The following is a 24,887-nucleotide window of genomic DNA, read 5'->3' on the forward strand; positions in this document are numbered from 1 at the left end:
CGCTGGTCATACTGGCGACGGCGCAGCCAGACCCGCGCCCGCCGCAGCCACTACAAACGCCGAGGCCACACCCCATAACTGCGGTTGCAGTACTAGGCGGTCGTGAACATCACCACCAGCCAGGCCGTCGCGGTCAACACCGCCGCCGGGCCTACCCCGGCCGCACCCGCGTCGCTGGAGGCCACTCAAGTCCCCGCCGTGCTGCACCTGTTCCACCCGCTGTGGCACGCCGCGACCGGGGGAGCCGTGTCGCTCCCGGCCCTGCGACGGCCCCGTGCTCGGCGCGTATATGAGATGTAGATGGAGCCCTGCGATAGTCGGTCGCAGAACAACTCGCAAGCCAGGTGTCACCCACGGGCTCCTGGACGAACAGACAGGGGTCTCCCGTGCAGCGCATCCAGAAGTCCGTCACGCGCCGTCTGGCCTTCCTCGTTCCCGCCGCCCTGGCCGCGGTCCTGGCCGTGCTGGGAACCGTGGCCGGCACGGCCGCCCACCCCGGTGACGCGCGGCTGGCGTCCGCGGCCGACCACCAGGGCAAGCCCGGCCAAGGGACCTCGGAGTTCAACACCAAGGCCTGACGGCGCCCGGGCGCGGGCGGACGGTGGGGCCGGGGCGTTACTTCCGGTGGCACCGCCTCGCCGACTGGAGCCACGACCCGGCCTCCGTCCCGCAGGAGCGCCGACGTGATCCTCGAAGGGCGCCGCCCGCTGCGATCTCCGGCTCAGGCCGCCGGAAGCGGGGCAGCGGCGGTGTCCACGATCAGGCGCGCCTGCGCGGCCTCGGGCAGTCCGGCCCGGGTGAAGACCTCCAGCGCCTCGCGGGAATGTGCCAGCGCGTCGTCACGGTGGCCGGCGTCGAGCGAGATGCGGGCGTGGACCAGCAGGGCGTAGCCCTGGTCCCGGTAGCGGTCGGGCACGGTGCGGAGGTGGGCCACCGCTTTGGCCGCCGCGTCCAGCGCGGGCTCGGTGCGGCCGAGACCGTTCAGGGTGTCCGCGTACCGGTAGCGTGCCTGTGCCTGCTGGCCCGGTATCCGTACGGTTTCGCAGAGGTCGAGGCACTCCTCGTAGCTGGCCAGCGCCTCGTGCAGGCGGCCCAGTTCGTGCAGGGCCTGGCCGCGGACGCACAGCGCGTGTGCGACACCGTGGTAGTCCGCCAGCGCGCGCAGCGCGTCCAGCGCCTCCTCGCAGGCGGGCAGCGCCTCGTCGGCGCGACCGCCGCGGATCCTGGCCAGTGCGGCGTTGAGCGTGATGGTCAGCGCGCCCGAGCGGTGCCCCTGCTCCCGGGCCAGGGCGAGCGCCCGGTCGAAGCACTCGGCCGCGTCGTCGTAGCGCTGCTCGAACTGGGCGATGACGCCCAGGTCGTTGTACGCCTGCTGGAGGATGGCGCGGTCGCCGGCCTGGAGGCACGCCTCCACCGCCATGTGGGAGTCGGCGCGCGCCCGGGTCAACTGGGTGGCCTGGAGGGCCGCGTTGCCGCAGATGAAACGGGCGCGTCCGGCCGCGCGGTGGTTCCCGCTCAGCTCCGCGGCCCGGGCGAGCGCCTCGGCGGTGACGGCTATGCGTGCGTACGGGATGTCCTGGCCGAACGAGCTGAGGGCCACCAGGAGGTCGGCGGCCACCGTCAGCAGCTCCGTTTCGGCGCCGTCCTGCCGTCGGAGCGCGAGCTGGACGGCGTGGAGCGCGAAGTCGAACTCCGCGACGACCCAGGCCCGGGCCTCGGCCAGGTCCCCGAGCCGTGCGTCGCCCGGCTCCGCGGTCGTGGCGGTGATCGTGCTGTGCACCGGGTCCCCGGGCACGATCCGCTGGAAAGCCTCGGCGGCCATTCCCATCAGGTGGTGGAGCAGGCGACGCTGCACCGCGGCGTCCGCCTCGTCCGAGGCATCGGTGTGCGGTCCGGTCAGGTTCAGCGCGAAGTCCCGGCCGAGTTCGTGATGCCGGTACCGGCCCGGTTCCGGCGATTCGAGCAGCGCGGCGTCGACCAGCGCTTCCAGAAGCGTCTCCGCGTCCGCCTCCGCCAGGTCCAGCGCCGCGGCCGCGGTGGCCAGGCCGATGCTCGGCCGGGCCACGGGGGCCAACCGGCGGAACACCGCCGCCTGCTGGTCCGTCAGTTGGCGGTAGCCGAGTTCGAAGACGGCGGCGACTGCCAGGTCGTCGGCCCGCAGCTCGGCCAGCCGTCGCCGTTGGTCGGCCAGCCGGACCACGAGGTGTGCCACCGTCCAGCCCGGCCGGGCCGCCAGCCGTGCGGCCACGATGCGCACCGCGAGCGGCAGCTGGGCGCACGCGCCGACGAGTGCGGCCGCGGCGGACTCCTCCCGGTCGACCCGCTCCGGGCCCACGATCTGCCTCAGCAGGCCCAGGGCTTCCGCCGGGCTGAACTCCGTCAGCTGGACGTGGCTGCCCGACAGCAGGCCGGCGAGGCGGGCCCGGCTGGTCACCACCACCGCGCAACGGGCGGAGCCCGGAAGCAGGGGCTTGACCTGGGCGGTGTCGCGCGCGTCGTCGAGCAGGAGGAGCACCCGGCGTCCGTCGAGGACTGTCCGGAACAGCCGGGCCCGGTCCTCCAACGAGCCGGGTATCTCCCGCCGGGGCACCCCCAGGGCGGACAGGAGACTGGCCAGGACCGTTCCCGGATCGGCCGGGTCCGTGCCGGTGCCGCGCAGGTCGGCGTAGAGCTGGCCGTCGGGGAACGCCTCCTTGACGTGATGCGCCACCCGCAGGGCCAGCGCGCTCTTGCCGATTCCGCCCATCCCGCTGACGGTGGCGACGGCCAGGGCGGTGCGGTCCCGGTCGGCGAGGGCGTCCGACAGGACGGCGAGTTCGGCGGTCCGGCCAGTGAAGTCGGCGATGCCGGCGGGGAGTTGGGCCGGGCGGACGAAGGGGGCCGGACCCGGCTGCCCGGCGTCGCCGGCCTCCGCCCGCGCCGGCACCGCGCCGGTGCCGGCGGGTGCCGGTACCGGGGCGACCAGTTCGGGGTCGCAGGCCAGGATCCGGCCGTGCAGCGCGCGGAGTTCGGGGCCCGGGTCCAGCCCGAGTTGGTCCGCGATCACCTCGCGTGCTTTGGCGAACACGGCCAGGGCGTCGCCCTGACGCCCGGCAGCGTACAGCGCGCGCATCAGGAGTCCGTACGGCCGCTCGCGCAGTGGTTCCTCGTGGATGAAGCCGGTCAGTTCGGGGACCACCTGGGCGTGCCGCCCCAGCAGGACGTCGAGGTCGAAGCGCTCCTCCAGCAGGTGGAGGCGCAGCTCGGACAGGCGGGAGCGCTGGTTCTGCGCGAACGGCCCCGCAACCCCCGCCAGCGGCTCGCCCCGCCACAGCGAAACGGCCTCGGCCAGCGACTCGGCGGACGCGTCGTAGCGGCCCGCCTCGCGGGCGCGCGCCGCGTCGGCGGCCAGCTGTTCGGCCTGGAAGGCGTCGACCGACGCCGGCGGCGCCGCGAGCCGGTAGCCGTCGTTCGCGGACGCCAGCACCTGCGGATCGCGGCCACCGGCCTCCAGGAGCTTGCGCAGCCGCCACACGTACGTCCGCAGGATCATCACCGCGGATTCTGGTGCCGCCTCGCCCCACACGGCGGTGATCAGCTCGTGCAGGGGAACCACGTGGCCGGAGCGGAGCGCCAGCGCGGCCAGGGCCGCCTGCTGCTGCGGCGGACCACCGGACACGACGGACCCGCCGTTGCGAATGCCCACAGGTCCGAGCACGAAGAATTCCACAGTCCCCCCGGGCGCACGGCTCTCACCGGTGGCTGGTCTCCAGTCTCCTGGTGCACGCCGGTGTACGGGACGTCATCCTAAGGGGCAAGATCATGACATCGGCACGTCACCCGTCCAGCGGGTCAGACCCAGCCGAGCCGGGCCGCACGCAGGCCCGCCTCGAAGCGGCTGCGGGCGCCGAGCCGCTCGATGAGCGAGGCCATGATCCGCCGGGCGGTGCGGGCCGAGATGTGCAGTTGGCCCGCGGCGGACTCGTCGGTGTGGCCCTGCGCGAGCAGGGCCAGCAGACAACGCTCCTGCTCGTTCGGCACGTACGAGGCGTCGGACGGGTCGCTGCCGAGTGGTACGGCCGCTCCCCACTCCCGCTCGAACAGGGCGAGCAGCGGGGCGATCATGCCCGGTGCGGAGAGGAAGAGCGCGCCCCTGCGGCTGTCCGCAGGATCGATCGGCACCAGGGCGTACGCCCGGTCGACCACCACCATGCGGGTCGGCAGCGCGGCGGCCGTACGGAACTCACCGCCCCGCCCGACCAGCGCGCGGGTGTAACGCAGGGTCGCGGCGTCGTCGCGGACGGCGTCCAGGCCGATGGTGCGGATCGCCACACCGCGCTGCAGGACGAGGGCGTCGTTGCGCAGGGCGGCCTCCAGCGAGGCGGGGGACTGGGGCCCGCCGGGCATGAAGGTCAGGATCTCGTTCCCGGCCTCCAGGGCCAGACGCTCCAGCCGCCGCTGCACCGCGTCGAGCCCGGCCAGCCGCTCGACACCGTCCGCCTGCTGGGCGCCGCCGCCCGCGCCGGCCAGGATCCTGATCAGGGCCTGCTGGCTGCCTGCCGCCTGGCGGTGGCTCCGGACCAGTTCCTCGTGCTGCTGCTCCAGTAGCCGCTTCATTCCGAGGACCGGGTCCACGACGGTGAACCTGCTGGGGGTCTCGAAGGACGCCTGGACCAACTGCAGCGCGAACAGCCTGTCGAGGCAGTCGCGGATGCGGTCGGGCCCGACGTCCAGCTTGGCCGCGAGCTCGTCCACGCCCAGCGCCGTGTGGCTGAGCATCTCTTCGTACACCGTCTGGTCCAGCGTCTCCAGGCAGAGCGTCACGGACACCGCCTTCCCTCCTGTGGTCACCCGGTGGATCTGCGTCCAGCCTGCACGCCGGGCATCTACGGGCGATACACGCCCGGGTCTACGCAGCTGAGCGGGTGTCACAAAGCGGCCTGGACGGTTTTGCCGGTCCTGAACCCGTTCCCCCGGAGGAATCCGGGCGGCGAGGATGGACACGTCGCTCCGGCCGTGCCGGGCGCCCGCCGGGGGCTCACCCGGCCACCTCTCTCCCACTTCCGATGAGGGCACCGCCATGACTTCTCGCATCCACGTCGTCCGTGCGGCCTGCGCCGCTGCCATCGTCCTGGCGACCGCCGTCGCCGGGCAGTCCGGCGGGCAGTCCGGTGGGCAGGAGCACCCGCAGGTGCGCGCCACGGGGGCGCTCCACGCGGCAGGACCGGCCGTGGCCGCCGACGGCCTCATCTGGGACTGACGCAGCCCGGCGTGGAGCTGACCCTCATCGCCCTCACCCCCGCCGACCCGGTCGCGGTCCGCCCGCCGGACCGCCGCCAGATCATCGACCTGCTCTGGGCCGCGGCAGCCCCCGGGGAACGCCTGGAGCACGTCAGCGTGCAGGTTCGCCCGCACGGCATCCGCCTCGGGATGTTCACCGTGGCGACACCCGGACTGACCGCCAGAGCCGCCGCGCTGGCCATCTGCCGCCGCGCGCTCGCGATCTCACCTCCGCTCAGCGGCTGGCTCATCGCCGGCGAACCATCCCTTCGACAAGACGTCATCCGTCACAAGACGCAACAGGAGCATCCGTGACCAACCCCTTCGAGGACGAGGACGCCACCTACCTCGTCCTGGTCAACGAGGAGAACCAGCACTCCCTGTGGCCCGCCTCCCTCGCGGTTCCCCCGGGCTGGACGGCCACCCACGGCCCGGCCGGACGGCAGGACTGCCTGGACCACATCGAGAACACCTGGACCGACCTGCGCCCGGCGAGCCTGATCGCCGCCCTCAAGGAGGCGTGATCCGATGCCGATCCAGCGCACCGCCCGCCCCCGGCACTACCTGATGTGCCGCCCCTCCCACTTCACCGTCGACTACCGCATCAACCCGTGGATGGATCCAGCCAAGCCGACCGACACGGCGCTGGCCGTCCTGCAGTGGGAGCGGCTGTACGCCCTCCACCAGGAGCTCGGTCACACCGTCGAACTGGTGGAACCCGTACCCGGCCTGCCCGACATGGTCTACTCCGCCAATGGCGCCACGGTCCTGAACGGCCGTGTCCTGGTGGCCAGGTTCCGGCACGCCGAACGCGCCGCCGAGGCGCCCGCCTACCAGGCGTGGTTCGAGCGGCACGGCTACACCGAGGTGCACACCGCCCGCCACGTCAACGAGGGCGAGGGCGACTACCTGGTCGTCGGCGACCGGATCCTGGCCGGCACCGGCTTCCGCACCGACCCGGCCGCGCACGCCGAGGCCGCGCAGGTGCTGGGCGTCCCGGTGGTGAGCCTGACCCTGGTGGACCCGCGCTTCTACCACCTGGACACCGCGCTCGCCGTGCTCGACGACGACGAGATCATGTACTTCCCGGGCGCCTTCTCGCCGGAGTCCCGCGAGATCCTGCGCGAGCTGTACCCCGACGCGCTCCTCGCCACCGAGGCCGACGCCGAGGCCTTCGGGCTGAACGCGATCTCCGACGGGCGCCACGTGCTGCTGTCCCAGACCGCGCGCGACCTCATGGACCGGCTGGCCGAGCGCGGGTTCGAGCCGATCGGCGTCGACCTCTCGGAGCTGTTCAAGGGCGGCGGCAGCGTCAAGTGCTGCACCCTGGAGCTGCGCCACGCCGCACCGGCCCCGGGCGGTGTGCAGTGACCGGCGTACCGACGGACAGCTCACCGGTGAGCGGCGCCCCCCGGGGCAGTGCCCTCGACTGGCGCACGGAACCGGGTGCCCCCGCCACCATCCAGGCACCCGAGCTGGCCGACGCGGCCGAAGCCCGCGCCTGGCTCGCGGACCACCACGACGACCTGCGGGCCGGACTGCACCGTTACGGGGCGGTGTACCTGCGCGGGCTGCCGGTCCGCAGCGTGGAGGACTTCGCGCTGGTCCGCGACGAGCTGATCCCGCGGGCGACCCCGTACCGGGAGAAGGCCACTCCGCGCAGCGACTTCGGCGGCGGGGTCTTCTCCTCCACGGACCTGCCCGCCGGGCAGGCGATCAGGCCGCACAACGAGAACAGCTACACCCTGACCTTCCCGGGGCTGCTGCTCTTCGGCTGCCTGACCGCGCCCGAGGAGGGCGGCGCCACCCCGGTCGCCGACTGCCGCGAGGTGCTGCGCGCCCTTCCGGCCGAGCTGGTCGAGCGGATGCGCGCGTCCGGCTGGATCCTGACCCGCACCTACTCGGAAAGCCTCTCGGTCGCCTGGCAGTCCGCGTTCGGGACGCAGTCCCCCGAGCAGGTCGAGAAGTACTGCGCCGAGAACCACATCTCCTGCGCCTGGGATGCGGACGGCCGTCTGCGCACCAGCCAGGTGCGGCCCGGGATCGTCCGGCACCCGCACACCGGAGAGGACGTGTGGTTCAACCACCTGGCGTTCTGGAGCCAGTTCTCCCTGGATGACGAGATCCGCGAAGTCCTGCTGGACGAACTCGGGCCGGACGGGCTTCCGTTCAACACCGGGCTCGGCGACGGCATCCCGCTCACGGCGGCGGACCTGGAGAGCATCAACACCGCGTACGAGAACGCCACCGTGCGCCGCGCCTGGCAGCCGGGCGACCTCCTGCTGGTCGACAACGTCCTGACCGCGCACGCCCGCGACCCCTTCCGGGGCGAGCGCCGGATCGTGGTCGCCATGGGCGAGCCGGTCTCGGTGTACGACTGCGCACCGACCGTCGCCCCGCGCGCGACCGCCGCCACGGCGGTGTCCCATGGCTGACCCGCAGGCCCTGGTGCGCCGGTTCGTGCAGAGCGCCCGGTCGTTCCCGGACCGGGCCGCGGTGCACGGCGCCGACGGGACCCTCACCTTCGCCGAACTGGGCGCGCGCACGGCCCGGCTGGCGGGGGCGCTGCGCGCGCTCGGTATCGGCCGTGGCGACCGGGTGGGGGTGAGCGTGCCCAGGGGAACGGACTGGGTCGTGGCCCCCCTGGCCGTCTGGCGGGCGGGCGCCGCCTACGTGCCGCTCGATCCTGCGTACCCCGACGACCGGCTCGCCTTCGTCGCCGCCGACGCCGGACTTCGCGCGGTGATCTCGGACACCGGCCGGCCCCCGTGGGCGGACGGCCTGCCGGTGCTGAGCACCCGCCAGCCGGGCCGGCCGGACGAGGAACCGGACGACGTCGGGGGCGACTCGCCCGCCCCGGCGTACGTCATCTACACCTCGGGGTCGACCGGACGCCCCAAGGGGGTGGAGGTCGCGCACGCGAGCGTCGCCGCACTGGTGGCGGGCCTGGAGGAACGCGGCGTCTACCCGGCCGGGCACCGGGTGGTCGGATGGAACGCCAGCCTGTCCTTCGACGCGTCCGTGCAGCAGTGGGTCAGGGTCTGCCGGGGCGACACCCTGGTCGTCCTGACCGACGAGGACCGCACCGACCCCGGCCGGCTGGACGCGCTGCTCGACGAGCACGCCGTGACGGACCTCGACTCCACCCCGTCCCACTGGCAGCTGATCGGTCCGCGGCTGCGGCCCGGCCGGGCCCTGCGGCTGCTGCTCGGCGGCGAGCCGGTGCCCGAGCAGCTGTGGCGGTCGCTGGCCCAGGCGCAGTCGCTGGAGGCGTGGAACCTCTACGGTCCGACCGAATGCACCGTCGACGCCACCGCGACCCGCATCACCGGGGACGCCCCACGCCTCGGCGACGGCCTGGCCCACGTGCGCGCCCATGTGCTCGACAGCGCGCTCAGGCCCGCCACCAGGGGAGAGCTGTACCTGGCGGGTCCGGCCGTGGCCGTCGGGTACGTGGGGCGGCCGGGACTGACCGCCGAGCGGTTCGTCGCGGATCCGTTCGCCGCCGACGGCACCCGGATGTACCGCACCGGGGACGAGGTCCGGCGCCGGCCGGACGGCGCACTGGAGTTCCTCGGCCGCACCGACCGCCAGATCAAGATTCGTGGGTTCCGGGTGGAGCCCGGCGAGCTGGAGGACCGGCTGCGCGCACACCCCCACGTCACCGCCGCCGTTGCCGCGCTGCGCTCGGGCCCGGACGGGGACACCTTCCTCGCGGCCTACTACGTCCCGGTACCGGGAGGGACGGTGAGCGGCGACGAGCTGCGTGCCCACTGTGCCGCCACACTGCCCGGGCACCTCGTACCGTCCGTCCTCGTGCAGATGGACGCGCTGCCCCTGACCCCCAACGGCAAGGTGGACACCGCCGCGCTGCCCGCCGTCACGTCGGTGCCGAACACCGCCGCACAGCCTCTCCGGACCGAGCTCGAACGGCTGATCGCCGACGTCTGGGCCGATGTGCTCGGCCGCGAAACCGTCCACGCGGACGAGAACTTCTTCGCCCTCGGCGGCCACTCGCTGGTGGCGCTGCGGGTGGTCTCCCGCCTCAAGCGGGACGCCGGGATCGTGCTGCGGACCAAGGACGTCTACCGGTTCCCCCGGCTGAGGGACCTGGCCCGCCACGCGGAGTCGGTCCGTGCGGGAGCGGCTTCGTGAGCGCCCCGGACACCACCGTGGTGCGCCTGAAGCACAGCCGTGACCCGGCCCGCACCCTGGTGTGCCTCGGCTTCTGCGGCGGCGGCACCGCGACCTACCACTCCTGGATCCCGGCGCTGCCGCACGACGTCGACCTGGTGGCGATCTGCTACCCGGGGCGTGAAGGGCGCTTCGCCGAGGAGTACGCGCAGACCTGGACCGAGCTCGCTGCGGACGCCGCGCGGGGCGTCGCCTCGGTCGCGGCGCAGGGACCGTACGTCCTGTTCGGCCACAGCATGGGCGGCTGGATGGCCTTCGACGTCACCGCCCGGCTCGCGGCGGCGGGCGTCCCCGCGCCACAGGCGCTGGTCGTCTCCGCCTGCAACGCCCCGGACCGGGGGGTGACCGACCGGGACCGCTTCCTGGCCCAGGGGCAGCGCGACGACGAACTGCTCGACTGGATGCGCACCCACGGCCTGCTGCCCGATCACGTCCTCGGCGAACCCGAACTCACCGAGATGGCAGTGGAGTTGATGCGTGCCGACCTGTGCGCCCGGGACACCTTCCGCTACACCCCGGGGACCCGGATCGACGTTCCGCTCCAGGTGTTCTCCGGCGACCGGGACCCGGTGATCGGGGACGACGTCGCCTCCCGCTGGGCGGGCCTGACCAGCGGCGCGTTCCGCCACGACGTCCTGCCGGGAGGTCACTTCTACACGCCCGAGACCTGGCGCGACCTCCCGGCGCGGATCGCCTCGCTCACGTCTCCCGCCACCGCCGCCCTCTGACGAACGGCCCAACCATGACCTTCTCTCCCGCATTCGGCATCAGCCATGTCGAGTTCCACGTCGCCGACGTCGACTCGGCCGCGGCCGAACTGACCGACCGCTACGGCTTCCGCCCGGTGGCCCGCGCCTCCTCCGCGCAGGCGCAGTCCCTCGCACTGCGCCAGGGCCGCATCGTCCTCGTCCTCACCCAGGCCCGCTCGCCGCACCACCCGGGCGCCGGCTACGTCCTGGCCCACGGCGACGGCGTGGCCGACATCGCGCTGACCGTGGCCGACGTACCCGCCGTCTTCGACGAGGCGGTCTCCCGCGGGGCGGTGCCGCTCGCCGTGCCGCGCCGCCACCCCGACGGCCGGACCACGGCGGTGCTGGCCGGCTTCGGCGACGTGGTGCACACGCTCGTCGATCCCGGGCCCACCGCACTCCCGCCGGGCTTCACCGCGCTGCCGGACGCCGCGCAGGACCGCGGCGACGACCTCCTGGAGGGAATCGACCACTTCGCAGTCTGCCTGCCGTCCGGGGAACTGGAGCGCACGGTGGACTTCTACACGCGGGTGCTCGGCTTCCGCATGATCTTCCAGGAGCTGATCAGGGTCGGTGCCCAGGCCATGGACTCCAAGGTGGTGCAGAGCGCCTCCGGCGAGGTCACCCTGACCCTGATAGAGCCCGACACGAGCGCCGAGCCCGGCCAGATCGACCGCTTCCTGGCCGAACACGGCGGCGCCGGCGTCCAGCACGTGGCCTTCGCCTCCCGCGACATCGTCCGGGCCGTCGGCACGCTGCGCGAGCGCGGCGTCGAGTTCCTGAGCGTCCCCGACGCCTACTACACGATGCTCGCCGACCGCCTCGAACTGACCCGGCACAGCACCTCCGAGCTGCACGGGATCAGCGTGCTGGTCGACGAGGACCACGACGGCCAGCTGTTCCAGATCTTCACCCGCTCCACTCATCCGAGGCGCACGCTGTTCCACGAGGTGATCGAGCGCTTCGGCGCCCGCACCTTCGGCAACGGCAACATCAAGGCGCTGTACGAAGCCGTCGAGGCGGAGCGCCTGAGCGCCGGGGCGGTGCAGCGGTGAGCGCTCACGACACGGGCCGCGATCCCGTACGGCTGGAGGAGTTCGCCGAACTCGCCCGCCGGACACTGCCCCGGGAGGTCTGGGACTTCATCGAGGGCGGCAGCGGCGAGGAACTGACGCTGGCCGCCAACCGCGCCGCACTGGACCGGATCGGGATCGTACCCCGGGTCCTCGTCGGCGGGACGGGGGGCGACACCACGACCGAACTCCTCGGCGCGCGCGCGGCCCTGCCGGTCGCCGTCGCACCGATGGCCTACCAGCGGCTGGTCCACCCCGAGGGCGAACTCGCCACCGCCCGCGCGGCCGCGGCCGCGGGCGTGCCGTTCACCGTGAGCACGCTGAGCAGCCAGCCCGTCGAGGCCGTCACCGCGCTGGGCGGCACCACCTGGTTCCAGCTCTACTGCCAGCAGGACCCGGCGGCCACGACGGAACTGGTCCGGCGCGCCGAGGAGGCCGGCTGCGCGGCGCTGATGGTCACCGTGGACGTGCCCTCGATGGGCCGCCGGCTGCGCGACCTGCGCAACGGCTTCGCGCTGCCCGCCGACGTGGCCGCCGTCCACCTCGACCCGGCCGGCACCGGCCGGGCCCGCGAGCGCCAGCCCGGTGTCTCGGCCGTGGCGCAGCACACGGCCGAGACCTTCGCCCGCTCCCTGGGCTGGGACGACCTCGCCCGGCTCCGCGGCGAGACGCGGCTGCCCCTGATCGTCAAGGGGATCCTCGATCCGGGCGACGCCGCCACCGCCGCCTCCGTCGGCGCCGACGCCATCGTCGTCTCCAACCACGGCGGCCGCCAACTGGACGGCGCGGTGGCCAGCGTGGACATGCTGCCCGCCGTACGCGAAGCCGTCCCCACCCGCTGCCACGTGCTGCTGGACAGCGGGATCCGCAGCGGCACCGACGTCCTCAAGGCCCTGGCACTCGGCGCGAGCGGCGTCCTGCTCGGCCGGCCCGTCCTGTGGGGCCTGGCCGCCGACGGCGAGCAGGGGGTGAACCGGGTCCTGCGCCTGCTGCGCGCCGAGCTGCGATCCGCCCTGGAACTGTCCGGCTGCACCGGCCCGGCCGACGCGCCGTGGCTCTCGGTCCTGGGGGCGGCCCGATGACCGCACCCGTGGTACTGGACCGCGCGGATCTGCACGCCTCGCTCGCCGACCCCGCCCTGCTGTCGATGAACTTCCTCAACGAGGTGGCGGGGCGCTTCCCCGAGGCGGTCTCCTTCGCCCCGGGCCGGCCCACCGAGGACCTCTTCGACCCGGCCGATCTGCACCGCTACCTCGACACCTACCGCCGCCACCTGGCCGAGCAGAAGGGCTACGACGAGGCCCGGGTACGGCGGGAGCTGTTCCAGTACGGCCGCACCAAGGGAATCGTCCACGAACTCATCGCCCGGCAGCTCGAACGGGACGAGGGCATCACCGTGGACCCGGAGGCCATCGTGGTCACCGTGGGCGCCCAGGAGGCACTGTGGCTGGTGCTGCGCGCCCTGCGGGCGACCGAACGTGACGTCGTGCTCGCGGTGGACCCCACCTACGTCGGCCTGACCGGCGCCGCCCGCCTGGTGGACCTGCCCGTGCGGCCGGTCCAGGAAGGCCCCCGGGGTGTCCGCCCCGAGGACGTGCTGGAGCGGATCCGGGAGGTCCGCGCGGCGGGGGAGCGGCCCCGGGCGCTGTACCTGGTGCCCGACTTCTCCAACCCCAGCGGCCACTCCATGGACGTGCGGACCCGTCACCGGCTGCTGGAGATCGCCGCCCAGGAGGACATCCTCCTCCTGGAGGACAACCCCTACGGCTACTTCCAGGCAGCCGAGAGCGGCAGGCCCCCGACGCTGAAGGCGCTCGACACCGGGCAGCGCGTGGTCTACCTCGGGTCGCTGGCGAAGACCTGCTTCCCCGGCGCCCGGGTGGGATTCGCCGTGGCGGACCAGCGCGTCGTGGGCCCGGAGGAGACCCTGCTCGCCGACGAGCTGTCGCGGGCCAAGAGCATGGTCACCGTCAACACCTCACCGGTGAGCCAGGCCCTGGTGGGAGGCATGCTGCTGGAACACGGCGGCAGCCTGCTGCACGCCAACCGGCGCCAGATCGGCATCTACCGGCGCAACCTCGGCTGTCTCCTCCAGGGCCTGCACCGACGCTTCGCCGAACTGCCCGGGGTGCGCTGGAACACCCCCGCGGGCGGCTTCTTCGTGGTGCTCACCGTGCCGTTCCCCGTCACCGACGAACTGCTCGAACACGCCGCCGTACGGCACGGCGTGCTCTTCACCCCGATGCGCCACTTCAGTGACAACGACCGCGCCGGCCGCCAACTACGCCTCTCCTGCAGCTCCTTGACCGCTGACCAGATCGAGACGGGGCTGGACCGGCTGGCCGCCCTGATCGCCGAGTGCGCCTCGACGCCGGGTGTCTGACCCCGCGACGGACACGACCCGAGAAGGGACTTCCATGTACACCGAAGCGAGCGGTTCACGGCGGTCGCTCATCCACCCCCTGCTCGCCGCCGTCCGCCGCCACCACGCCTCGGTGGCGGTCGTCGACCGTGGCGTCCAGCACACCTACGCCGAACTCGACCGGCTGTCCGCCGAGATCGCCGGCGGCCTCGCCGCCCGCGGCCTGGGACCGGGCAACGTCGTCGCCGTCCACGGCCACCGGTCCTGGACACGCTGCGCCGCCGTGCTCGGCGCCTGGCGGGCCGGGGCCGGCGTGGTCTGCGTCGACCCCGGCATGCCCGCGCCCCGGGCCGCGAAGATCACCCGGTTCAGCGACCTCGTGCTGCGCGCCGACGACGCCGGGCCGACCGGCCCGGACGGCAGCGAGCACACCGTCGACCAGGTACGCGGCAACCCGCTGGAGGTACCCCGCGAAGGACCGGTCGGCTACGTCATCCCCACCTCGGGATCCACCGGCGAGCCCAAGTCGGTGGCCGTGCCGCCGGGAGTCCTGGCCGCCCTCGGCGACTGGCACGTCCGGCACTGGTCCTACGACCGTCCGCCGCACACCCTGCAGGCGGCGTCCATCGGCTTCGACGTGGGCTACGAGGAACTCGTCGCCACCTGGCTCGCCGGAGCCCGGCTGGTCGTCGTGGACGACCACCAGCGCCAGGACCCCTTCACGCTGATGGACGTGATCCGCGAGCACCGGGTGGCCCGGCTCTTCCTGCCGGTGGTCGGCCTGCACGCGCTGGCCACGGCCGCCGCGTTCGAACCGGACGCGATGCCCGACCTGCGGGAGATCGCCGTGGCGGGCGAGCGCCTGGTCGTCAACGCCGAGGTGCGCAGCTTCTGCGCGGCGGGCGGCATCACCCTGGTCAACGAGTACGGGCCCAGCGAGACCCACGTCGTCACCCAGCACCGGCTGACGCCCCACCAGGCCGCCGACTGGCCCGACCACCCGCCCATCGGACGCGCCGTCGCCGGAGCGGAACTGCTCCGCCACGCGGACGGCGCGCTGCGGCCCTTCGCCCCGGGCGAGGAGGCCGAACTGATGGTCGCCGGCGACAGCGTCGGCCTCGGCTACCTCGGCGACCAGGAGCTCACCGACGCCAGGTTCCGCACCCTGCCGCACGACGACGGCACGGCGCGCCGCTGCTACGCCACCGGCGACCTGGTCCGCTTCGACGGCACCGACTTCCACTTCGTGGCACGGGCCGACGACCAGCTCAAGGTGAACGGCTACCGCGTCGAGCCCGGCGAGGTCGAAGCGGTCCTCAACGCGCTGCCGGGCGTGCGCCGGGCCGTGGTGGTGGCCGTGGAGGTCGCCGGCTCCCGCCGGCTCGCCGCCGCCTACACCCCGACGGCAACCGACGGCACGCAGCCCGAACTGCTCGCCGCGCACTGCGCCGCGCACCTGCCCGCGTACATGGTGCCCAAACACTTCCACGCGCTGGAGGAACTGCCGGTGACCGCGAACGGAAAGGTCGACCGGGCACGGCTGCGCACGCTGTTCGGCACGGTCCGCACCGCCTGAGAAGCCCGCGACAGAACGAGAACGAGCGAGGACAAGGCAGACAACGATGGAGAACGACGTGACAACGCCGGAGCAGATCCTGTGCGGCGTACTGGCGGACCTGTTCGCGATACCGCAGGTCCGACCGCAGGACGGCTTCGTCCGGCTGGGCGGCGACAGCATCATCGCCGTCCAGGTCGTCGGTGCCGCCCGCCGGGCCGGACTGGCCGTCACCGTCCGCGACGTGCTGACCCAGCCGGACGTGGCGGCCCTGGCCGCCACCGCCCGACCGCTGGCGCCCGCCCGCCGGGCCGGCGAGGACGACGGCATCGGGCCGATCCGGCCGACGCCGATCATGCACTGGCTGCGCGAGCGCGGCGGACCGGCCGACAGCTACTACCAGTTCCTGGTGGTGCGCACCCCGGCGGAACTGACCGAGGAGGCCGCGCACACGGTGCTGCAGGCCGTCCTCGACCGGCACGACATGCTCCGGCTGCACACGGTCGACGGAGTGCCGCACACCCGGGCGGCCGGCACCGTCAGGGCCGAGGACTGTCTCCTCCGGGTCCGAACGGACGGCGCGGAAACCGCCCGCGAGGTGGAACGGGAGGTGCACGCGGCCCGGGACCGCCTGTCGATCGAGGACGGCGTGCTCGTTTGGGCCGTCTGGTTCGACGCGGGCCCGGACCGGCCCGGCCGCCTCGCCCTCGTCGTCAACCACCTGGTCGTCGACGGCATCTCCTGGCGTGTGCTGACCGGCGACCTGGCGCAGGCATGGGCAGCGGTCACGGCCGGCCGCGCGCCACGCCTCGATCCCGTGCCCACCTCCTTCCGCCGCTGGTCCGAACTGCTCACGGCGGAAGCCGCCGACGACCGGAGCGCCGCCGAACTCCCGTACTGGAGCGACGTGCTGAGGCCGGGATCCGACCCCGTCGGCAGCCGTCCGCTCGACCCGGCCCGCGATCACGAGGACCTGGCCGCGCACCTCGCCCTGAGCCTTCCCGCCGCCACGGTCGGACCGCTGCTGACGTCGGTGCCCGACCGGCTGGGCGCGGACACCAACGAGCTGCTGCTGACCGGCCTGGCACTCGCCCTGGCCCGCTGGCCCGCCTGCGGGCCGAGCCTCCTGGTGGACCTGGAGGGGCACGGCCGCGAGGAGATCCCCGCCGAGGCCGATCTCTCCCGCACGGTCGGCTGGTTCACCACCCTCTTCCCCACCCGCTTCGCGCTGGACGGGCTGGACGCACCCGACGCCGCGCACGGCGGCCCCACCGTCGCCCTCGCCCTGCGGCGGGTGAAGGAACAGCTGCGCGCGATCCCCCGCAAGGGGCTCGGCTACGGCCTGCTGCGCCATCTCGACCCGCACGCCCGCCAGGTGCTGGCCACCACGGACCCGGCGCAGCTCGGCTTCAACTACCTCGGCCGTTTCGGCGGGGCAGACGCCGACTGGCAGCTGCTGCCCGAGTACGGTGCCCGGCTGGACGCCCCCGGCCCCGGCATGCCCATGGCGCACCCCGTCGAGGTCAACGCGTTCGTCCTCGACTCGGCGGACGGGCCCGTCCTGCACGCCGACTGGGCCTGGGCGCCGGGCGTCCTCGACGAACCGCAGGTGCGCGCACTCGCCGAAACCTGGTTCCGGATGCTCACCGCCCTCGTCGCGTACGCCGTCCGTCCGGACGCCGGCGCCGCGGTCGCCGCCGACCTCACGCTCTCCACGATCGACCAGGACGAGCTGGACGACCTCGCAGCCGCCCTCGACGTCCTCTGACGCACTCCAGAAAGCGAACCCAGCCCATGAACACCAGCCAGCCGGCGATCGAGGACGTCCTGCCGCTCTCCCCGCTGCAGGAGGGCATGCTCTTCCACTCCGGATACGACCCGGAGTCGAAGCACCTCTACATCGCGCAGTTCACGGTCGACCTGGACGGCGCGCTCGACCCGGCCCGGCTCAAGGAGGCCGCCGACGCCCTGCTGCGCCGCCACGCCAACCTCCGGGTCGCCTTCACGCACCGCAGGAACGGCGACCCCGTCCAGGTGGTCCGCCGGGACATGCCGCTGGCCTGGCAGGAGCACGACCTCGGCGGCCTCGACGCGCCCACCGCCGAGGCCCGCGCCGCCGAACTGACCGAGCAGGACTGGGCCCTGGGCGTGGACAGCAGCCGCCCGCCGCTGCTGCGCTTCACCCTCGTCAGGCTCGGCGCAACCCGGCACCGGCTCCTGGTGACCGCCCATCACCTGCTCCTGGACGGCTGGTCGTTCGGACTGCTCTTCCGCGAACTGTTCGCCCTCTACTGGAACGGCGAACTGCCGCCCGTCCGGCCGTACCGCACCTACCTGACCCACCTGGCGCAGCGCGACCGCCCGGCGGCCGAGCAGGCCTGGCGCACCGTACTGGCCGGTCTCGACCAGCCCACCCGGCTCGCTCCGGGCGGCCAGGTGTCGCCCGGGGCCACACCCGAGGACGTGGTCCTGCACCTGGACGAGCAGCAGACGGCGGCCCTGACCGCCCGGGCCCGGGAGTGCGGCCTGCTGCTCACCAGCGTGATCCAGGGCGCCTGGGCCGTCCTGCTCGCGCGCAGCACCGGCCACGACGACGTCGTGTTCGGCTGCACGGTCAGCGGCCGGCCCGCGGAACTGGCCGGCTCCGACCAGATGATCGGCATGCTCATCAACACCGTGCCGGTCCGCGCCCGGATCGACGGATCCGCCCCGCTGCGCGAGACGTGCCGGGCGCTGCAGCACCAGCGCGCCGACCTGGCCGACCACGACCACCTCGGACTGACCGAGCTCCAGCGCCTGGCCGGCTCCCCGGCCGCCCTCTTCGACACGAACCTGGTCTTCGAGAACTTCCCGATGAGCGACTACGCGCTCGACCTGCCGGGCGTCGACCTGGACGCGCGGATCCGGTTCCGGGACACCACGCACTTCCCGCTCACCCTGGTGGTCGAGCCGGGGGCCTGCCTCGGGCTCAGGCTCAGCCACCACCCCGAACTGCTCGACCGGGAGCGGACGGCGGAACTCGGCGCCCGGCTGGTGCGGCTGCTGGAGCGGTGGGCGGCCGACCCCGACGCCCCGGTCAGTGCCCTCGACGCCCTCACCGCCCAGGAGCGGGGCCGCGTCCTCGTGGACTGGAACGACACCGCCGCCGACTTCCCCGCCCAAGCCCTGCCCGAACTGATCGAGGCCCAGGTCGCCCGCACCCCCGAGGCCACCGCCGTCGTCTTCGAGGGGCAGCACCTGAGCTACCGCGCGCTGGACGAGCGCGCCGGCCGCCTGGCGTCCGTGCTGACCGCCCGCGGCATCGGGCCCGAGAGCCTGGTCGCGGTCGCGCTGCCGCGCTCCCTGGACCTGATCGTCGCCCTGTGCGCCGTGCTCAAGGCCGGCGCCGCGTACCTGCCCGTCGACCCAGGCCAGCCCGATGCCCGCAACCTCGGCATCATGGCGGACGCCGCCCCGGCGCTGCTGATCAGTGCCGGCTGGCAGGCCCCGGGGACGCCGACCCTGCGCCTGGACGCCCCGCTGCCCGCGGCGACTCCCGCGCCCCGGCCCGCCCTCGACCCCCGCCACCCCGCCTACGCCATCTTCACCTCGGGCTCCACCGGCCGCCCCAAGGGCGCCCTCGTCTCCCACGAGGCCATCGTCAACCGGCTGGAGTGGATGCAGCGCACCTACCGGCTCGGCCCCGACGACCGCGTGCTGCAGAAGACGCCGTGCGGCTTCGACGTGTCGGTGTGGGAGTTCTTCTGGCCGCTGCTGACCGGCGCCACCCTGGTGGTGGCCCGGCCCGGCGGCCACCAGGACCCGTCCTACCTGGCCGGGCTGATCGAACGCGAGTCCGTCACCACCGCGCACTTCGTGCCGTCCATGCTGGACGCGTTCCTGAGCGACCCCCACGCGTCGCGGGCCCGCTCGCTGCGCCGGGTCATCAGCAGCGGCGAAGCGCTCTCCCCCCACACCCAGGAGACGTTCTTCCGCACCCTCCCGGACACCGAGCTGCACAACCTCTACGGCCCGACCGAGGCCGCCGTCGACGTCACCCTCTGGGCCTGCCGGCCCGGCCCCGGCCCCGTCCCGATCGGACGCCCCGCCGCCAACACCCGCGCGTACGTGCTCGACGACCGGCTCGAACCGACCGCGCCCGGCACGGCCGGTGAGCTCTACCTGGCCGGCGTCCAGCTGGCACGCGGCTACCTCGGCCGGCCCGGCCTGACCGCCGAGCGGTTCGTGGCCTGCCCCTTCGCGCCGGGCGAGCGCATGTACCGCACCGGCGACCTGGTGCGCTGGAACGCGGACGGCGTCCTGGAATACCTGGGACGCACCGACGACCAGGTGAAGATCCGCGGCTTCCGGATCGAGCTCGGCGAGGTCCAGAACGCCGCCGCGGGCTGCGACGGCGTCGCCCACGCGGCCGTCGTCGTCCGCGAGGACCGGCCGGGCGATCCGCGGCTGGTCGCCTACGTGGTGCCGGCCACGGGCGCCGACCCGACGCCCGCCGCGCTGCGCCGCGCCCTGGCCGCCGTGCTGCCCGAGCACATGGTGCCGGCGGTGGTCGTCCTCGACGCCCTGCCGGTGACGCCGAACGGGAAGCTCGACCGGCGGGCCCTGCCCGCACCCGGCCACCGCGCGGGCGGCCGCACCGGGCGCACCGCCCACGAGGAGGTCCTGGCGGGCCTGTTCGCCGCGGTGCTGGGCCTGCCCGAAGTCGGCGTGGACGACGACTTCTTCGACCTGGGCGGCCACTCCCTGCTGGCCATGCGCCTGGTGACCCAGGTGCGCGGCGCCCTCGGCGTGGAACTGGGGGTCCGCGAGGTCTTCAACACCCCCACGGTCGCGGGCCTCGCCGCCCGCCTCGACGGCGCGGGCGGCGCCCGCCCGGCGCTGCGGCCCGCGCAGCGCCCCGCCCGGCTGCCGCTGTCCGCCGCCCAGCGGCGGCTGTGGTTCCTCGACCGCCTCGACGGGCCGAATCCCGCCTACCACAGCGCGGTGGCCGCCCGGCTCAGCGGCCCGGTCGACGTGAGCGCGCTGCGCGCGGCGCTGGCCGACCTCTCCGAGCGGCACGAGATCCTGCGCACCGTCTACCCGGAGGTGGACGGCGAGCCGTGCCAGCGCGTGCTGCCCGCGGCCCCGTTGGAGCTGGAGATCCTCGACACGGCCCGGGGCGACGTCGCCGAGGTGGCGCGCCGCGCCTTCGACCTGGCCACGGCCGCTCCGGTGCGCGCCGCCCTGCTGGCGGCCGGGCCCGACGAGCACACCCTGGTCCTGGCGATCCACCACATCGCCACCGACGGCGAGTCCTGGGGGCCGCTGCTCGGCGACCTCGCGGCGGCGTACGCGGCCCGGCGCCAGGGCCGGGAGCCGGACCGCGCACCGCTGCCGGTGCAGTACGCCGACTACACGCTCTGGCAGCGGGACCTGCTGGAGGGCGTGGGGGAGGAGCAGCTCGCCCACTGGCGCGAGGCGCTGTCCGGGCTGTCCGAGGAGCTGGCCCTGCCCACCGACCGGCCCCGCCCGGCGGTGGCGAGCCCGGCGGGCGACGCGGTCGCCTTCGACCTGGACGCCGCGCTCACCGGCGAGCTGGAGGCGCTGGCCCGCCGGCACGGCTGCACCCTGTTCATGGTGCTGCAGGCCGGCCTCGCGGTGCTGCTGTCGCGCCTGGGCGCGGGCACCGACATCCCCATCGGCACCGTGGCCGCCGGCCGCTCGGACGAGGCGCTGGACGACCTGGTCGGCTTCTTCGTCAACACCCTGGTCCTGCGCACCGACCTCTCGGGCGACCCCGCCTTCGGCGAGCTGCTGCACCGGGTGCGGGAGACCGACCTGGCCGCGTTCGCCCACCAGGACGTGCCCTTCGAACAGGTCGTCGAGGCGGTCAACCCGCGCCGCTCGCTGGCCCGTCACCCCCTCTTCCAGGTGGCGCTGACCCTGCGGCGCGCGGCGTCCACGGCCGCCGTGGAGCTGGCCGGGCTCACCGCCGACACCACGGAAGTCGACGTCACCGAGGCCGAGTTCGACCTCGCGTTCCAGTTCACCGAGCAGACCGGCCCGGCGGGCGGACTGCGCGCCGTGGCCAAGTACCGCACCGAGCTCTTCGACCGCGACACCGTCCGCACACTCGGCGCACGGCTGCGCACGGTCCTGGAGTCGGTGGTCTCCCGGCCGCGCGCACGGGTGTCGGAGCTGGAGCTGCTGCTGCCCGGGGAGCACACCCGGCTGGTCGGGGAGCGGCCGGCCGCCGCGCCGTCGCGCCCGGATACCCCCGGGGGAGTCCACCTGGCGTTCACCCGCCAGGCGGCCCGCACCCCTGACGACGTCGCGCTCAAGGCCGGACCGGTCGAGCTGACGTACCGCGAGCTCGACGAGCGCGCGAACCGGCTCGCACACCGGCTGACCCGGATCGGTGTCGGCACCGAGACCCCGGTCGGCGTGCTGATGGGGCGTTCCCCCGACGTGGTCGTGGCGATGCTGGCCGTGCTCAAGGCCGGCGGCGCCTACGTACCGCTGCACACCGGCCACCCCGCCGCGCGCATCCAGCGGATCCTCGACGACGCCGGCTGCCCGGTCCTGCTGGTGGACGAGCGGTTCCACGGGCTGGGACTCGGATGCGGGCAGACCGTCCTCGTGAGCGGCGCCGAAGCCGACCACCCGGCGGAAGGCGGCGACAGCGACGCCGCCGCCCCGCCGGCGCGGTGCCGCCCCGACCAGCTGGCCTACCTCATGCACACCTCGGGCTCCACCGGCGAACCCAAGGGCGTCGCCGTCACCCACCGGGACGTCCTGGACCTGGTGGCGGACCGCAGCTGGCACACCGGCGGACCCCAGCGCGTGCTGTTCCACGCCCCGCACGCCTTCGACATCGCCAACTACGAGCTGTGGGTGGCCCTCCTGTCCGGCTGGCAGGTGGTCGTCGCCCCCGAGGGCGAACTCACCGTCGCCGCACTCGCTGCACTCATCCGCGACGAGCGGGTCACGGCCGTCCACCTCACCGCCGGACTGTTCCGGGTGGTCGCCGAGGAGCACCCCGGCATCCTGGCCACCGTGCGCGAGGTGCTGACCGGCGGCGACGTGGTCAGCCCCGCCGCGGTACGGGCGGTGCAGGCCGCCTGCCCGGCCACGGCCGTCCGCCACCTGTACGGCCCGACCGAGGTGACCCTCTGCGCGACCTCCCACCTCGTCACCAGCCACGTCGACGGCCCGGTGCCGATCGGCCGGCCGCTGGACGACACCCGGGTCCACGTGCTCGACGACCGGCTGCGCCCAGTGCCGCCCGGCACCCCCGGCGAGCTGTACGTCGCCGGTGCCGGAGTGGCGCGCGGCTACCACCGGCGGCCGGCGACGACCGCACAGCGCTTCGTCGCCGACCCCTTCGGCGCACCCGGGACCCGGATGTACCGCACCGGCGACCTGGCCCGCCTGCGCACGGACGGCCTGCTGGAATTCCTCGGCCGGGCCGACGAACAGGTGAAGGTCCGCGGCTTCCGGGTCGAGCCGGGCGAGGTCGAGGCCGCGCTCGCCGCCTGCCCGGGCGTGCGCCAGGCCGTGGTCACCGCCAGGGCGGCCGGGGACGGCGAGAAGCGGCTGGTCGGCTACGTGGTCGGCGCACTCTCCCGATCCGACGTGCGCGCCCGGCTCGCCGGCCTGCTGCCGGACTACATGGTCCCCGCGCACATCGTCGTCCTGGACGACCTGCCGCTGACCGCCAACGGCAAGGTGGACTACCGGGCCCTGCCCGAACCCGCGCCGTCCACCGCAGACGGCCGCCCGCCGCGCACCCCCCGGGAGGAGATCCTGGCGGGTCTGTTCGCCGAGCTCCTGGACCTCGACACCGTCGCCGCCGACGCCGGCTTCTTCGACCTGGGCGGCCACTCCCTGCTCGCGACCAGGCTGGTCAGCCGCGTCCGCACGGCCCTGGGCGTCGAACTGTCGCTGCGGGACGTCTTCCGGGCGCAGACCGTCGCCGCGCTGGCCGAGCTGGCGGGCCGCGCCGGGCACGCCCGGCCGCCACTGTGCCGGACACCGTGCGCGCAGGAGCCCCCGCTGTCCTTCGCCCAGCACCGGTTGTGGTTCGCCCAGCAGGCGCAGGAGCAGTCCGCGGACCACAACGTCCCCTTCGCCTACCGGCTGCACGGCCCGCTGGACGTGGCCGCCCTGAACGCGGCACTCGGCGATCTCACCGCCCGCCACGACGTGCTGCGGACCCTGTTCGACGAGATCGACGGGGAACCCCGGATCCGGCTGCGCACCGCGGCACAGGCGCCGGTGACGCTGCAGTGCGAGCGCCTCACCGAGGCGGACCTGCCCGGGGCCGTACGCGAGGCGGCGGGTCACCACTTCGACCTCGCGCAGGACCTGCCCCTGCACGCCCGGCTGTTCGAACTGGGCGGCGACGCATGGGTGCTGGTGCTGGTGGTGCACCACATCGCCACCGACGGCTGGTCCTGGGCGCCCCTGCTGGGCGACCTGGCGACCGCCTACGCGGCCCGGCGGGAAGGCCGCGCGCCCGAGTTCGAGCCGCTCCCGGCGCAGTACACCGACTACACCCTGTGGCAACGCGAGCTGCTCGGGGACGAGCACGACCCGAACAGCCTGATCCGTCGCCAACTGGACTTCTGGAGGAAGGAACTGGCCGACGCCCCGGCCGAGCTGGCCCTGCCCCACGACCGGCCCCGGCCGGCCGTGGCGAGCTTCGCGGGCGGCTCCGTCCCGGTGGAACTCGACGCGGAACTCCACGCCCGCCTGCTGGAACTGGCCCGGCAGCACGGCTGCACCCTGTTCATGGTGCTGCAGGCCGGCCTCGCGGTGCTGCTGTCGCGCCTGGGCGCGGGCACCGACATCCCCGTCGGCACCGTGGTCGCGGGCCGCTCGGACGAAGCACTCGACGACCTCGTCGGCTTCTTCGTCAACACCCTCGTGCTGCGCACCGACGTCTCCGGCGATCCCACCTTCACCGACCTCCTGCACCGGGTGCGCGAGACCGACCTCGCCGCGTACGAGCATCAGGACGTGCCCTTCGAACGGGTCGTGGTCGACCTCAACCCCGAACGCTCCCTGGCCCGCCACCCCCTCTTCCAGGTGCTGCTCCAGGTGCAGAACGAGCCCCCGGCCCTGCCCCGCCTGACAGGCCTCGACGCACAGGCGCACCCGTTCGAGTGGCAGGTGTCGAAGTTCGACCTGGGCGTCGACCTCGGCGAACAGCGCGCGGCGGACGGCAGCCCGCTCGGCCTCGTGGGCGAACTCACCTACGCCACCGAACTGTTCGACCACCGGACCGCCGAGCGGCTGGCGCAGGACCTGGCCACCGTCCTGCGGAACCTCGCGGCCGACCCCGGGCAGCCGGTGGGCACGCTCGCGCGACCGCCGCACCGCGCCCAGGACCGGCCGTCCGAGAACGCGGCCGCTCCGGACACCGGCGACGGGACCGAACAGCGGGTCCGCGAACTGTACGCGCAGGTGCTCGGCAAGGAGTCGGTCGGCCCCGACGACAACTTCTTCGCCCTCGGCGGCCACTCGCTGCTGGTGACCCGTCTCATCAGCCGGATACGGGCGGAGCTGGGCCGCGAGCTGAAGATCCGCGACCTGTTCCAGAACCCCACGCCCGCCATGACCGCCGTCCGGCTGCGCGACGCGCCCCAGGCACGCCCCACGCTCGGCCGCGCCACGCTCTGAACCCGCCCGTCGCAACCCCCGCACGACCAGGA

At 74.2% G+C, this 24,887-nt stretch carries 17 protein-coding genes; 15 read left to right on the forward strand and 2 right to left on the reverse strand.

From position 1 onward, the window contains the following. The first annotated feature begins 102 nt into the window (after nucleotides 1–102). Both ACWC9T_RS22180 and ACWC9T_RS22185 read left to right on the forward strand, forming a co-directional pair. Nucleotides 103–300: a hypothetical protein gene (locus tag ACWC9T_RS22180; RefSeq protein ID WP_449822771.1), complete on the forward strand. Its 198-nt coding sequence runs from the start codon at nucleotides 103–105 to the stop codon at nucleotides 298–300. 86 nt (nucleotides 301–386) lie between these two features. Further along, a complete protein-coding gene (locus tag ACWC9T_RS22185; RefSeq protein WP_449822772.1) occupies nucleotides 387–578 on the forward strand; it encodes a hypothetical protein in 192 nt (63 codons plus the stop codon). Nucleotides 579–721: 143 nt separating this feature from the next. On the opposite strand, the gene ACWC9T_RS22190 is transcribed toward ACWC9T_RS22185, so the two are convergent. Together ACWC9T_RS22190 and ACWC9T_RS22195 are read right to left on the reverse strand one after the other, a co-directional pair. Further along, nucleotides 722–3,697 carry an AfsR/SARP family transcriptional regulator gene (locus ACWC9T_RS22190; RefSeq protein ID WP_449822773.1) on the reverse strand — a complete coding sequence of 992 codons (2,976 nt, stop codon included), beginning with the start codon at nucleotides 3,695–3,697 and terminating at the stop codon, nucleotides 722–724. Between the two features lie 134 nt (nucleotides 3,698–3,831). Beyond that, nucleotides 3,832–4,809, reverse strand: a complete 978-nt coding sequence (locus ACWC9T_RS22195) for a LuxR C-terminal-related transcriptional regulator (RefSeq protein ID WP_449822774.1) — start codon at nucleotides 4,807–4,809, stop codon at nucleotides 3,832–3,834. Nucleotides 4,810–5,059: 250 nt separating this feature from the next. Here ACWC9T_RS22195 and ACWC9T_RS22200 point away from each other — a divergent pair, with 250 nt between their 5' ends. The 13 genes from ACWC9T_RS22200 to ACWC9T_RS22260 are packed head-to-tail and all read left to right on the forward strand — an operon-like array spanning nucleotide 5,060 to nucleotide 24,855. Continuing rightward, on the forward strand, nucleotides 5,060–5,239 hold the full coding sequence (locus ACWC9T_RS22200; RefSeq protein WP_449822775.1) for a hypothetical protein: 180 nt from the start codon (nucleotides 5,060–5,062) through the stop codon (nucleotides 5,237–5,239). Nucleotides 5,240–5,250: 11 nt separating this feature from the next. Continuing rightward, the gene (locus tag ACWC9T_RS22205; RefSeq protein ID WP_449822776.1) at nucleotides 5,251–5,574 is read left to right on the forward strand and encodes a hypothetical protein; all 324 of its coding nucleotides are present in this window, start codon (nucleotides 5,251–5,253) and stop codon (nucleotides 5,572–5,574) included. Then, nucleotides 5,571–5,783 carry an MbtH family protein gene (locus ACWC9T_RS22210; protein WP_097239155.1) on the forward strand — a complete coding sequence of 71 codons (213 nt, stop codon included), beginning with the start codon at nucleotides 5,571–5,573 and terminating at the stop codon, nucleotides 5,781–5,783. The genes ACWC9T_RS22205 and ACWC9T_RS22210 overlap by 4 nt, the downstream gene beginning before the upstream one ends. Before the next feature lie 4 nt (nucleotides 5,784–5,787). Continuing rightward, entirely contained in the window at nucleotides 5,788–6,630 is an 843-nt protein-coding gene (gene ddaH, locus ACWC9T_RS22215; protein ID WP_449822777.1) for a dimethylargininase, read from the forward strand. Nucleotides 6,631–6,656: 26 nt separating this feature from the next. Continuing rightward, nucleotides 6,657–7,694 (forward strand): TauD/TfdA family dioxygenase, encoded by a 1,038-nt coding sequence (locus ACWC9T_RS22220; protein WP_449822778.1) that lies wholly within the window; start codon nucleotides 6,657–6,659, stop codon nucleotides 7,692–7,694. Continuing rightward, entirely contained in the window at nucleotides 7,687–9,414 is a 1,728-nt protein-coding gene (locus ACWC9T_RS22225) for a non-ribosomal peptide synthetase (protein WP_449822779.1), read from the forward strand. The genes ACWC9T_RS22220 and ACWC9T_RS22225 overlap by 8 nt, the downstream gene beginning before the upstream one ends. Further along, entirely contained in the window at nucleotides 9,411–10,181 is a 771-nt protein-coding gene (locus ACWC9T_RS22230; protein WP_449822780.1) for a thioesterase II family protein, read from the forward strand. Before ACWC9T_RS22225 ends, ACWC9T_RS22230 begins: the two co-directional genes overlap by 4 nt. 14 nt (nucleotides 10,182–10,195) lie before the next feature. Further along, nucleotides 10,196–11,257 (forward strand): 4-hydroxyphenylpyruvate dioxygenase, encoded by a 1,062-nt coding sequence (hppD, locus tag ACWC9T_RS22235; protein ID WP_449822781.1) that lies wholly within the window; start codon nucleotides 10,196–10,198, stop codon nucleotides 11,255–11,257. Beyond that, nucleotides 11,254–12,357 (forward strand): alpha-hydroxy acid oxidase, encoded by a 1,104-nt coding sequence (locus ACWC9T_RS22240; protein ID WP_449822782.1) that lies wholly within the window; start codon nucleotides 11,254–11,256, stop codon nucleotides 12,355–12,357. The genes hppD and ACWC9T_RS22240 overlap by 4 nt, the downstream gene beginning before the upstream one ends. After that, the gene (locus ACWC9T_RS22245) at nucleotides 12,354–13,658 is read left to right on the forward strand and encodes an aminotransferase-like domain-containing protein (RefSeq protein WP_449822783.1); all 1,305 of its coding nucleotides are present in this window, start codon (nucleotides 12,354–12,356) and stop codon (nucleotides 13,656–13,658) included. The genes ACWC9T_RS22240 and ACWC9T_RS22245 overlap by 4 nt, the downstream gene beginning before the upstream one ends. A 34-nt stretch (nucleotides 13,659–13,692) precedes the next feature. Next, a complete protein-coding gene (locus ACWC9T_RS22250; RefSeq protein ID WP_449822784.1) occupies nucleotides 13,693–15,213 on the forward strand; it encodes an AMP-binding protein in 1,521 nt (506 codons plus the stop codon). Nucleotides 15,214–15,271: 58 nt separating this feature from the next. After that, a complete protein-coding gene (locus ACWC9T_RS22255; RefSeq protein WP_449822785.1) occupies nucleotides 15,272–16,960 on the forward strand; it encodes a condensation domain-containing protein in 1,689 nt (562 codons plus the stop codon). A 26-nt stretch (nucleotides 16,961–16,986) separates the two neighbouring features. Beyond that, on the forward strand, nucleotides 16,987–24,855 hold the full coding sequence (locus ACWC9T_RS22260) for an amino acid adenylation domain-containing protein (protein ID WP_449822786.1): 7,869 nt from the start codon (nucleotides 16,987–16,989) through the stop codon (nucleotides 24,853–24,855). Nucleotides 24,856–24,887 lie beyond the last annotated feature (32 nt).

Source organism: Kitasatospora sp. NPDC001159 (genome assembly GCF_053598235.1).